Origin of the sequence: Imperialibacter roseus, from assembly GCF_032999765.1 — a bacterium.
Lineage (GTDB): Bacteria > Bacteroidota > Bacteroidia > Cytophagales > Cyclobacteriaceae > Imperialibacter > Imperialibacter roseus.
In genome coordinates this window covers 6735178-6747663 of record NZ_CP136051.1, presented here as the reverse complement: position 1 = coordinate 6747663, position 12486 = coordinate 6735178, and the positions used below count along the sequence as shown (strand labels likewise).

The 12486-nt window shown below is 45.7% G+C and carries 6 protein-coding genes; 4 read left to right on the top strand and 2 right to left on the bottom strand.

Annotated elements, in window-relative coordinates:
- Positions 1-317: 317 nt before the first annotated feature.
- Genes RT717_RS28460 through RT717_RS28450 form a run of 3 tightly spaced genes read left to right on the top strand, consistent with a single transcriptional unit; the run spans position 318 to position 8479 of the window.
- On the top strand, positions 318-2099 hold the full coding sequence (locus RT717_RS28460; protein ID WP_317489691.1) for a methylmalonyl-CoA mutase family protein: 1782 nt from the start codon (positions 318-320) through the stop codon (positions 2097-2099).
- A complete protein-coding gene (gene scpA, locus RT717_RS28455) occupies positions 2096-4228 on the top strand; it encodes a methylmalonyl-CoA mutase (protein WP_317489690.1) in 2133 nt (710 codons plus the stop codon). The genes RT717_RS28460 and scpA overlap by 4 nt, the downstream gene beginning before the upstream one ends.
- Before the next feature lie 27 nt (positions 4229-4255).
- On the top strand, positions 4256-8479 hold the full coding sequence (locus tag RT717_RS28450) for a CHAT domain-containing protein (RefSeq protein WP_317489689.1): 4224 nt from the start codon (positions 4256-4258) through the stop codon (positions 8477-8479).
- A gap of 602 nt (positions 8480-9081) precedes the next feature.
- Here the strand turns inward: RT717_RS28450 and RT717_RS28445 are convergent.
- Together RT717_RS28445 and RT717_RS28440 are read right to left on the bottom strand one after the other, a co-directional pair.
- The gene (locus RT717_RS28445) at positions 9082-10017 is read right to left on the bottom strand and encodes a hypothetical protein (RefSeq protein ID WP_317489688.1); all 936 of its coding nucleotides are present in this window, start codon (positions 10015-10017) and stop codon (positions 9082-9084) included.
- Between the two features lie 19 nt (positions 10018-10036).
- Positions 10037-11287 (bottom strand): CHASE2 domain-containing protein, encoded by a 1251-nt coding sequence (locus tag RT717_RS28440; RefSeq protein WP_151999676.1) that lies wholly within the window; start codon positions 11285-11287, stop codon positions 10037-10039.
- 186 nt (positions 11288-11473) lie between these two features.
- On the opposite strand from RT717_RS28440, the gene meaB reads away from it, so the two are divergent.
- Positions 11474-12472, top strand: coding sequence for a methylmalonyl Co-A mutase-associated GTPase MeaB (meaB, locus tag RT717_RS28435; protein ID WP_317489687.1), 999 nt, complete (start codon positions 11474-11476; stop codon positions 12470-12472).
- The last annotated feature ends 14 nt before the right edge of the window (positions 12473-12486 follow it).

The window sequence follows — 12486 nt, the reverse complement described above, 5'->3', positions numbered from 1 at the left end:
GGTGGATTAAAAAAATGTTGTTATTGTTGCAGTGATTCTCCTTTCTGAACAGGAGGTAACATCAAAGGTGTCAAAAAAAAAAGTAATAAAAAAACACTGCGACGCTTGACTTTTTGGTTTGTCGAATTGTCAAATAAAAACAGCGTTTATAGCTGAAAATTCTTTAAAAAATACAATTATTACCTAAATGTTATGAAACAAACTTAAATCTCTTTTTTGGTAATTCAAAGGGCCCGTCTGTCTATATAAATTTAATGTTCGTCCCACCCAAAATACTTTATCTTTGTTAACACTTGACTCAAAAATAAGAATAGCTTATGAGTAAATGGGACATGTCCAATTTCCCTCCATCCAATCATTCTCTTTGGAGAGAAAATGCGTTGAAAGAATTGAAGACAAAGCAACTAGATTCTTTGCAATGGCACTACGATCCCGATGTTATTATTCAGCCTTATTATGAAGAAGCTGACGCTCCCTTCTCCTTTGCCGCAGACGCCAATGCCGAGTTACTGCCTCACCAACAGATAGGAAGGCTTTGGTACTACCTCGATTCCGTAACTGTAGACACTCAAATTACTGATAATAAGGATGCTAACGAAATAGCTCTGGAATCTTTGGGTCAGGGAGCTGATGGCATTTTGTGGAAACTAAAAGAAGTTGATCAGCAGGCCCATGTTACTTTATTTAAAGATATAGGCTTCGAGTATTGTCAGAACGCCTTTCAGGTGACTCAGTGGGGTGTGGCTGAGGAGGCATTTTTCCAGCGTCTTTTTTCGGGTTACTTCCTGAAAAAAGACATCCTTCCTGGCTTTTTGTTTTATGACCCCACGTCTGATTCAGACAAAGCGCTGCGAATTGAGGCTCTTTTTCCTCAAGGGACAATGTTTCGTCCCCATTGTTTTGACGCCACATCGAAACTAGCCAGCTCACTTTCACCGACTGGTCAAATCGCTTACATGCTGTCGGCATTCGTTGAAAGGTGCAAAAAGCTGACCGACGCAGGTGTCTCTATTAACACCATTGTAGACAGAATGATCGTTTGTGTAAGCATCGGCAGAGACTTCTTTCATGAGATGGCCAAAATCAAAGCCATCAAAGTTGTTCTCTCTCAGGCTGCCAATCATTTCGAGGGAGGCAAAGTGTCTCCCGCCGATATCAAAATATATAGCCAGGCCAATGTCAATACACACTCAGTTGTTGATCCCTATGTCAACCTTATTCGTATGACATCTGCTGCAATGGCTGGCGTAAATGGAGGAGCCAGTTACCTTTCAATGCCGGGCTTCGATAGCAGAAACCCCTTCTCGCCGGGTCAGTTTTCTCAGAGAATTGCAAGGAACATCTCGAACCTTCTCCGGGACGAAAGCTATTTTGACAAAAACTGCGACCCCATGGCCGGGTCTTACTTCCTGGAAAAACTTAGCGCCGACTTGGCCAGTGAAGGCTGGAGAAAGATGCAAAAAGTGGAGTCTTCAGGTGGGTTTTCGAGCTCACTTTCTGGCAGCTACTGGCAGGACGAAGCAAATAACTTTGAAGAGAAAGAGAGAGCTCTTATTTCCAGTCGAAAGCTGAACGTTGTAGGCGTAAATAACTTCTGCGACCTCAGCCTTTTTGAGTCGTTTCCCACCCTCAAAAGCTACAACAACGAGGGCTCGTTGCTCTCCTCATTTGAACACCTCCGGATTAAAATGGAGGACTACCTGGCAAAGCAGTCCGGGCAGTCCAGACCTGCTGCTATGGCCATCTTCTTCGGTGACAAGCAGGCGTCACTGGCGAGGTATAATTTTGTAAAAGGAGTATTGCCCGCCGCCGGCATCAACGTGGCCGAATGGGCACCATGGTCACCACAGCATGCGGCGCCTTTTTCTGCCGACACCCAACTCATCATCGTGTGCAGCTCCGATCAAGATTATATTGAATCAGGCCCGGCCGTGTTTCAAGCCTTGAAAGTACAGTGCCCAAAGGCACACCTGGTGCTGGCGGGGAACCCTGGCAGTGATGAAGAGCAACTGACCAAAGCAGGCATAGACAGCTTCATCCATCTTAAATCTGATTTTGTTAAAACGCTCTCCTCTTACCAAAAGCTATTTGGCATATGACTACACCTGATTTCACAAAAATTCCATTTAGCCCGAAGGCAGGCCCAGAGAAACAGCCCTCTGCAGGGGTAGCCACATGGAAAAGTGCAGAAGGTATTGATGTGCCTTCCATGTTTAATAAAGAGCATCAGGAAAAAATCACCCAGGGTGCTTTTGCGGCCGGGCTCCCTCCTTTCCTGAGAGGCCCGTACAGCACGATGTACACCAGCAGACCCTGGACGATCAGGCAATATGCCGGTTTCTCAACGGCGGAAGACTCCAATGCCTTTTACAGGAAGAACCTTGCCATGGGACAAAAAGGGCTTTCAGTAGCTTTTGACCTGGCCACCCACCGAGGCTACGACTCCGATCACCCCCGGGTAGAGGGCGATGTGGGTAAAGCTGGCGTAGCCATTGACTCTGTAGAAGACATGAAGATCCTCTTCGACCAAATTCCCCTGGATAAGATTTCAGTGTCGATGACGATGAACGGAGCTGTCCTCCCAATTATGGCTTTTTATATAGTAGCGGCAGAAGAACAGGGAGTGAGCCCCAACCTACTAAGTGGCACCATTCAGAATGACATCCTCAAGGAGTTTATGGTGAGAAATACCTACATCTATCCTCCTGTGCCGTCCATGCGAATTGTCGGAGACATTTTTGAATACACTGCCAGACGCATGCCTCGTTTCAACAGCATTTCGATCAGTGGCTACCATATGCACGAGGCGGGCGCTCCTGCTGATCTGGAGCTGGCATACACCCTGGCCGATGGGCTGGAATACATAAGAACGGGGCTGGCCGCCGGTCTCAAAATTGATGAGTTCGCCCCACGGCTCTCTTTTTTTTGGGGCATAGGCATGAACCACTTCATGGAAATCGCCAAACTAAGAGCAGCCAGGGTGCTGTGGGCACAGCTTGTAAGTCAATTCAGTCCTGAGAACAGCAAATCGCTCTCGCTGCGAACGCACTGCCAAACGTCCGGGTGGAGCCTTACCGAACAAGATCCGTTCAATAACGTCGCCCGGACAACCATTGAGGCCATGGCAGCGGTGTTTGGTGGCACACAGTCGCTGCATACCAACGCCCTCGACGAAGCTATTGCTCTGCCGACAGACTTCTCAGCCCGAATAGCGAGAAACACCCAGCTGTATTTGCAGGAAGAAACCAACGTCACCAAAGTAGTTGATCCGTGGGGAGGCTCTCACTATGTAGAATACTTAACCAACGAGTTAATAGAAAAAAGCTGGGCGCTGATAGAAGAGGTGGAGGCACTTGGCGGCATGACCAAAGCTATCGAAAGTGGTCTGCCTAAAATGAGAATAGAAGAAGCTGCTGCAAAAAAACAAGCAAGGATTGACTCGCAGCAAGATATAATTGTAGGAATTAATAGGTATATTACGAAAGAAAAAACTGATATAGAGCTACTTGAGGTTGACAATGCGGCGGTAAGAGCGAAGCAAATCCAAAGACTTGCCAGGCTCAAATCGAGCAGAAATGAGTCCGGGGTTGTTGCAGGTTTAGAAGATTTGACCAAATGTGCTCAGACTGGCAAAGGCAATCTTTTGGAAAAAGCAGTAAACGCTGCCCGGTTGAGAGCTACCCTCGGTGAAATCTCCTTTGCTATGGAAGAAGCTTTTGGCAGACATAAGGCGGTCATCAAATCGATAGCTGGCGTTTATGCCAGCGAATCGGGTTCCAGCGATGATATAATCACGGCAAGGAAGCTAACTGATCAGTTTGAAGAACTGGATGGCAGAAGACCTCGGATTTTGGTGGCAAAAATGGGACAAGATGGCCATGACCGGGGTGCCAAGGTGATTGCCACAAGCTTTGCTGATCTAGGGTTCGATGTAGATATTGGCCCTCTGTTCCAAACACCCGAGGAAGTAGCCATGCAGGCGGCAGAAAACGACGTCCATGTCATTGGCGTTTCGACCTTGGCAGGTGGACACAAAACGCTCGTTCCGAAGTTGATTAACCAACTAAAGGCAATCGGAAGGAGCGATATCAAAGTAGTAGCCGGGGGTGTAATCCCGGAGAAAGATTTTGATTTTTTATATCGTGAAGGCGTTATCGACATATTTGGCCCCGGGACAGTGATCCCCAAAGCGGCCATCTCAATTCTCAGGAAATTAATGAGCATTTGACTTTACACATCATCAACTTTTTGAAGCATGAAAAATTCATTCAAGCATTTACTTTCCCTTATTGTCTTTTTGATTTTGGCCGGGCCAAATGGTGACGTTTTTGCCCAGAACTGGCCCAAACTATTTAAGAAAGCCAATGACTCTTACGCCGTTGGCGACTACCCCAAGGCCAAAAAGTCGGCCGGTAAAATTGTCAAGAAAACTACCAAAAAATTGGGAGCAGAGAACAAGTACCTGGCAAGTGCCCTGGTGCTTGAGGCTCAAATAGACTGGGCTGCCGGGCTGCACAAAGACATGGCGGATAAAATAAGCCGGGGTGTGGCCATGAGCGCCAAGGTAAATGGTGAAACGTCGGTGGATCATGGTCTTCTTCTCTATGAAGCTGCCCATGTTTGGGCAGACTATGGGCACTTCGTCAACGCCCAGGATCTTCTTACTAAAGCGAGGGCTGTATTGGAGGCAAGTGGTGCTTCCAATGACGAAATGAAAATAAAGCTGGCCTTGCTCCAAACTAGAATACTGAAGGGAAAGGGGTTTTATGCCGATGTAGTCAAATATATCAACGGCAACCTTGCAAGTACGCAAACTGCTTACCAGTCAGCTGCTGGCAAAGAGCTTATTGCCAGCCTAAAAGGTGCCTATGGTGAATTGTTAATGCACAAGGCTGATGCATTCCGACTCATGGGAGACTATATCAGATCAGACTCTGCCTTTATTTTCACCCAGCAATGGATTGGAAAAGAGCTTGGCAAAAACCCGCTTATTTACAGTCAAACGCTTTACCTCAATGCAAAGCTGCTGGAGGAAAATGGAATCGATCCCTCTGCCCTGCCCGCCCTGTATGAGGACGCCCTTAAAAATACAATGCGGATTCATTCAGCATCGCACATTGCCAGGCTGGACATGATGGAAAGCCTTATTCGCTCTTATTGGAGAATAGACAACTATTCAAAAACCAGCAATAACACCAACCAGTTCAGGGCTATCCTTAACAAAAGCTTTGACAAAGAGAGCTTGAACAGAGCTCGGCTTGAAACCCTACCGATGGACATTAACGCACCAAGCACGAAGGTATTCGGCCAGGAAAAAGATGCTGCCTCTAAGGCGTACGGTAACCTTTACCCGGAAATTCACCCTGAGAGACGAAGGATACTTGAATTTGCCTACCGTGCTGCCCAACTGAATAATAATGCGGAAAATGCGGAAAAGTACCTTCTCGATATCCTAAAAATCGAAAAAGACATGCTCGGTGCCGATGCACCTGAGTACCACCTTTCCAGGGTAATGCAAGCCAACTACCTCGTTGAATACTCCGACAAGTTTGCCGAAGCAAAGAAAATATATGATGAGAGCTTCCATGGAGTGATCGAAAAGGAATTCTCTCAAGGCCATGTTGAGTACGTGAATATCCTCAACCACCTGGCGCAGTTTTACGAGGAAAATGACGATTTCAGCAACGCATCAAAAACACTTGACAAAGCACTGAATGTGTCTCGTGTGAAATACGATAACAAGGATGTGAATTATGGTGTCGAGTTAGACAAGATTGCCTCCCTCCAAATGAACATTGGAGAATATGAGAAAGCAGAAAAAAACATTCAGGAAGCAACCAATATCCTCGCCAAACCTTCCTCCCTTGAGGAAACACTTCACTATACCAACCTATTGACTACCAAAGCGAGATTAATGGTTATTCAAGGCCTCTACGACGAGGCAGAAGGCCTCCTTTTCGAGTCAGAACGAATCAAAATTAAGAGTGGATTGAACCGATTGGGCTCTGCCGGGCAAAACACGGAAGACCTTGCTGAACTGTACTATCATTTGGGTAGATATAGTGACGCAACCGATTTGGTAGATAAATACCTGAAGAATACAGAAAAACAGTTTGGCGCCACAAGCAGGCACCTTTTGCGCCCATTGGTTTTGAAGGCACAATTGAAGTTGGCTGCCGGTGAGTATACCGATGCGGAGTCGTTCGCAAGAAGATCTCTTAATATAGCAACGGCTGTGTTTCCGGCCTCTTCCTCCAAGCTGGCCAGCAGCCTGATAACCTTATCCCGGCTCTACACAACAATTGGAGACTACGAAAAAGCGGAGCAATTTATCTCCCAAGCCATCGCTAACCAGGAAAAGCAGTTCGGAAGGGGACATGTAGATGTTGGCCGGTCGCTGGCACAGTTGGGAATGATTAAATTTTACGACGGCGCCAGTTTCAAGCAGCAACAAGACTTGCTAGTTGAGGCAGAAAAAATCGTTGGAACCAAGCTGGGAAGTAAAAACCCGCTCTATGCTGAAGTATTGAAAGATTTGGCCACTGTGAGTATTTACGCTGGCGAATATGACATTTCCCTGCAGTATCTTGAGGAGGCATGGACAATCTGGAAAGACCGAATAGGAAAGCGGAATAACGTTAATGCTGCTGTGGTCAACACGCTGAAAGGTGACATCCAGTACCAGAAAAGGCAATACGACAGGGCAGACAATTTTTACCAGGATGCCCTAAAGACGTACGCCAAATTTTTCTCCACCTCTCACCCCGAATATGTGAAAGTTTTGTCGAAGCTGGCAAAAACTTACTACATGAATGGAGATATCAGAAAGGCTCAGAACACGATTGAGGAGACACTGGGCAACTATCAGGAGTTCATAAAGACCTACTTCCCTGCATTGAGCGAAAGAGAAAAGGCCAAGTTTTGGAACACCATTAAGTCCGACTATGAGTTCTACAACACACTGGCACTGACCAGGATAGACAAGAAAGAAGACCTGATCGGCGATATTTATAACAACGCCCTGCTTACAAAAGCACTCCTGCTGAATACATCAATAAAAATCAGAACCCGTATCCTTTCCAGCGGCGACAGCACGTTGATAAATATGTACAGCAGCTGGATAGCCAAAAAAGCCCAGCTGACCAATGCCCTGTCTATGTCAAACGATCAGCTACTGGAAAACAATGTGAACCCGGCTCAACTGGTACAAGAGATGGAAGCATTGGAGAAACAGCTCAGCTTAAAGTCAGAAGTATTCGATGAAGGCGTTGACAACAAGGTTATTACCTGGCAAGATGTAAAAGCTGTCTTAGGCGAGAATGAAAAGGGGGTCGAAATTGTGAGATTCCGTTATTTCGACCATGATTTTACTGACTCAGTCATGTACGCTGTCATCTATGTCGACAATGAAAAGCGCAGCAAGCCGAAACTGGTGCTACTAAGGAATGGCGCTGCCCTCGAAGGCAGGTACATGAAACTGTATCGAAACAGTATTAAGTTTAAAATCGAAGATGAGTATTCGTATGATCAGTTCTGGAAACCTATCGTTGAAGCTGTAGGGCAAACATCTACAATCTACCTCTCCGCCGACGGTGTTTATAACCAAATCAATTTGGAGGCGATACCGACTGGTGATGGTAAATACGTCCTCGACAATTCCAACATTATCCTTGTAAGTAATACGAGAGATCTTGTAAACAGGAGCAAGAAAAAGAAAGCACAAGCACCCGCTGAAAACCTGGCATTGATGTTTGGAGACCCGATTTATTATGTAAAGTCAGAGGGCGCAACTGCCGGAAACGAGAACTTAGCAAAAAGCATTGGCATGAGTGAAGTACAGCGACTTCCCGGCACCCATGAAGAAGTGGTTGAACTCAAAAAACTGCTTAACGATAATGGCTGGAAAACGCAGGACTACCTCGAACTCAAGGCGGGTGAAGACCAGGTGAAATCAATGAAAAGCCCAAAAGTATTCCACATTGCCACACACGGGTTCTTCCAGCCGGCGATTGAAGAAAACAATATATTTGCAGGACTCAACGAGTCGAAAGCTTACGACAACCCGTTGCTTCGATCTGGGCTGCTGATGGCCGGAGCTGGCGACATATTGAACGAAAGCGCCTACAACTACAACAGCCAAAGCGGCATCCTAACTGCCTATGAGGCCATGAACCTCAATCTGGATCAAACGGATTTGGTAGTACTGAGTGCCTGCGAAACAGGGCTTGGTGAAATGGAAGCTGGAGAAGGGGTGTATGGACTGCAGAGAGCCTTCCTGGTTGCCGGAGCCAAAACAATCATCATGAGTTTGTTCAAAGTATCTGATGAGGCCACACAGCAGCTGATGGTGAAGTTTTACCAGAAGTGGATCACCACCGGAGATAAACGCAGGGCTTTCATTGATGCTAAAAAAGAGATAAGGAATGAGTACCGTGACCCGATTTACTGGGGACCTTTTGTAATGATAGGGTTAGATTAATTCTAGTACACGCACCTGACTTGAAGGAGACTGTCGAAAGGCAGTCTCTTTTTTATTGTTAACCTGTTGTCTGGCAGGAGCTTAGCAAAGCTATAGCATTAGAGTGAAGCCAGCAGCGGTCAGATGAACGGATGCCGGGAGATTTCTTGAAGGCGTTCTGCTAGCCGGAAGCAGCCGTCGCAAAGATGGCGCTGCTTTGCTATTGGGTCAATCAGTTGGAATCAGTTCAGAATTTCAAGGCCTGATTTCATGACGTAACCGGGATCAATCTGTATTTCTGGGGGATTTACTTTTGGCATGGGTATTTTTTGCTTGCATAAAAATGCAAAAGATTCAAGCCTGTCCGACTGGAGACGCCCGGCCGGGCGAGACGCATTGAACCAGTTTTGCTTTTTTATTGCCGCCTATTTGCTGAATCGAATAACGTTCCTTTCGAGTTTTATACCCCAGGTTTTCCGCTTGATCCCGTAACCGCTGCCCTAAGAATCTCCGTTCTAGCCTTCACCTCTCTCACCTGAACCCAACCGCTTTTCTTTTGTCAGCATATATGGCCATAAAAAAAGGGGCTTCCGCCCCTTTTTTTATTTATTTTTTGCCTTGTCTTAGTTAGCTGTCGCAGCAGCAAGACCGTTCTTTACAAGGAAGCTCTGGTACATGTCCTGGAAGTCCTGTACTTCAGGAGACATTTCGATAGCCTCTTCGTACTTGGTCAGTGCATCAAGCACAAGATTGTTTTCTTCGAAGAAAGAGGCATAAATGATCTTATTCAGCGGTGTTTCTTCGTTTACTTCACTCTTAAGTCCTTTGATGTTTTCATTCACCTTAGCAGACTCAGTGTTTGAAAGACGCTTGATGCCATAGTCAGATGACTTCAAATCCTCGTCACCTTTAACTTTAACATTAAGAATCACTAGTCTCTCCTGAGCCAGCTTCGGGTTAGTGAAGTCAAGCTCATAAGCTGTCTGATCAGTTTCGATTTTAGCCACCTCCTCATCAAAAATGTTCTTTACAGTTACTATGTAAGTTGCGTCGCCCTCACCGATTGCCTTCCAACGAACAATAGCATTGTCACCATAAAAGTCAACAGAGTTTGGAAGCATCACATTGATAGCAGACGTATTAGTAGCTCTTTCAACAGCACCAGTTGCCTTCATGTTTGACCGGTAATTTCCACCACCATCGCTTTCATTCATTTTAGCAGCGATGTAGCTAGTATAACGGCTGGCAGTAGTAGAGGTCGTTGCTGCAATTTTTGCAGACAAATCGTCAATCTTTACCGTGCCTGGAGTTCTTATCTCAGTCGTTTTACCGCTGCTGTGCACCAGTCCGATATAAGCGCCATTTGCAGCGATGATTTGATCACCTTTCGCAAGCGTTGCGCCAGTTTTCAAGGTCTCTGCCTGACTTGCACCAGCCTTTTTTACTTGGTTTTCACCTTTATTAGCCAATACACGAAACTCATAACCCTGAGCCAATACATTGCTGCTCAAAAAAGTCAGCAACACCAAGAACGTCAAAAGAATTGTTCTCATTTTCATAGGTCTAATTTTTAATGTTTTACAATTTAATTTTTCTTTTTCTACTTTTAAAAAGCCCGGTGACTGAATTCTTCACCACGCTGTAATATACCTCCAGAGAATCGCCGGCAAGTGCTATTGCTACCATGCCTATGGTTAACTCCGGTTTATAATTGAACTTGTCCAATACATAAACATTCATAAAGCTGATGCCCAAAACTTCCACCAGCTGTATCAATTTAGTGGCACCATCGTACCACTTGGAATACACTCTGTATATGTAAGAAAAAGCCGCTACATTGATCAAACACAACAGCACACCAATTATAGCGCCGGTTGCATCATCCATGGCATCAATGTAATCCTCATTGAGAATCATGGCCACAATGTTGGCATGCACAACTCCCCCAAACATATCCGGATAGGATCTTCCTGCAAACTGCGAGTTAATCGGCGAATAGTACTTGTCTTCTATTGTCAGTCTATCACCAAGATACTCACCTAAAAAGCAGAAGATCACAATTTTATCCTTGATCAGAGATGGATCGAAGTTCTGATCAAAAACTTGATTAACGTCCAGTGCGAAAAACATCGTACCATACACCGACGCACCGAAGTCCATCACATTGCCTCGGTAATTAATCGTTTCCCGCTCGTTGCCTCTTTTCAACAACCTGTCTACCTTTTCAGGTTCCAAATACTGAGCCAGCTTTACAGCAAATGCCAGTTCTTGTTGCCCTGCCACCATCTCCTTGGGAGTGAACTCCCGGGTCATTTTCAACTCTTCCTGAGTTTGGGCATCTGTTATAAAATTAACAAAACCCGTCTCAGCATGCTGAGTGAATCTTGGAAGAGATTTCCCCAGAGAATCAAATTCCAGCTTCTCTTCATTAAAGTTCTGAAGAATGCTACCAATTACCAGGTTATCAACCCTCGAAAAAGCATCCTCCATAATGGCATCGACAGCAGAATCTTTGGGCGTTCTGAAATAGGTATCGAGGCCAATTACCTTTGGTTCATATTGATTGACAATATCAATCATATACCCAATATCTGCCCTGTTTACCCTGCCCAGGTTCACCAGCACAATCCTGTCGTCAGGAACTGCCGGCTCCCTTAGCTGGGAGAATACCACATCAGTGAGCTCTACATCTCCAAGAGCGTCTCCAATCGGATCAAATAAGTCAAAGACCTTAAATGCGGTAACGGAATAAAACGTCCACATCAGTAAGAATATGAAGGCTGTTCCAAAAATCGAGTCCAGCCAAAATTCTCTTCTGTTTGCTTTCATAGTAGATTAGTTGCTTTGCCAACTGGTAAGTAACTAAATATTCACGAACCGACGATACAAACATAAGTAAAAGACAAATTAAACTTAAAATAGAACAATTTTTTTTTCGGTTCTTTCGACGAAGCTTATTATTTGAGGGACGAATGTATATTGTAGTCGGTTTAAGCCAGTATGACTTTTTCTTGGATGTCAACGAATATACCAAAAAGACCAACATTAGAGGAGTTGATTAGCGGAATAATCAGGGGCGACAGGGTGGCGCTGGCCAGGGGTATTACCTTGGTGGAAAGCAAACTACCGTCTGACAGAGCGCTTGCTGAGCAACTGATTGACAGATTGTTAAGCAAAACAGGCAAGGCGACGAGAATTGGTGTGTCGGGCATACCAGGCGTTGGGAAGAGCACCTTCATAGAAGCCTTTGGCGTACACCTTACCAGACTAGGTAAAAAGGTGGCAGTATTGGCGGTTGACCCGTCGAGCAAGCAAACCAAGGGCAGTATTTTGGGCGACAAAACCAGGATGAATAAGCTCGCCGTCAACCCAAATGCCTACATAAGACCCACTCCTACGGGTTCTACCCTCGGGGGCGTGGCAGATCAGTCACGTGAGGCCATGTTACTGTGCGAAGCGGTCGGGTTCGACGTCATTTTGATAGAGACTGTGGGAGTAGGTCAATCGGAGACCCTGGTAAGAGACATGTGTGACTTCTTTCTGCTGCTGACCATAGCAGGAGCAGGCGATGACCTGCAGGGTATAAAAAAGGGCATTATGGAGATGGCCGACGCCATTGTGATCAACAAGGCAGACGGTGACAATATTCCGGTAGTTAAGAAGACCCTCCAGGAGCTTAAACAAGTGGTTCACTACTTCTCGCTGCCTCCTTCCGGCTGGGTTACTCAGGTGACAACATGCTCCGCTCTTCTCGGCGAGGGAATAGGTGAGTTATGGATTTTGATTGAGTCGTTCAACGAAAAGATGACTGCCAATGGCTATTTAGCACATCAGCGATCCCAGCAAAACCTGCAATGGATGCATCAGAAGCTTGATGGGCTTTTGAAACAGGAATTCAATCGTCTGGTAAAAGAGGAAGTCAAAGACCTCGCTGCAAAAGTGGAAAATAGAGAGCTAAACCCCGTAACTGCAGCCCACCAGCTGTTTGACCTCTACAAAAAAAAGAAGGGGTGAAAACACCCCTCCCC

What these genes read in the sequence shown, in the direction of transcription:
- RT717_RS28440 (WP_151999676.1), bottom strand. Translation starts at nt 11,287, where the DNA reads ATGAAAGCAAACAGAAGAGAATTTTGGCTGGACTCGATTTTTGGAACA.
- RT717_RS28445 (WP_317489688.1), bottom strand. Translation starts at nt 10,017, where the DNA reads ATGAAAATGAGAACAATTCTTTTGACGTTCTTGGTGTTGCTGACTTTT.
- RT717_RS28450 (WP_317489689.1), top strand. Translation starts at nt 4,256, where the DNA reads ATGAAAAATTCATTCAAGCATTTACTTTCCCTTATTGTCTTTTTGATT.
- RT717_RS28460 (WP_317489691.1), top strand. Translation starts at nt 318, where the DNA reads ATGAGTAAATGGGACATGTCCAATTTCCCTCCATCCAATCATTCTCTT.
- meaB (WP_317489687.1), top strand. Translation starts at nt 11,474, where the DNA reads ATGTCAACGAATATACCAAAAAGACCAACATTAGAGGAGTTGATTAGC.
- scpA (WP_317489690.1), top strand. Translation starts at nt 2,096, where the DNA reads ATGACTACACCTGATTTCACAAAAATTCCATTTAGCCCGAAGGCAGGC.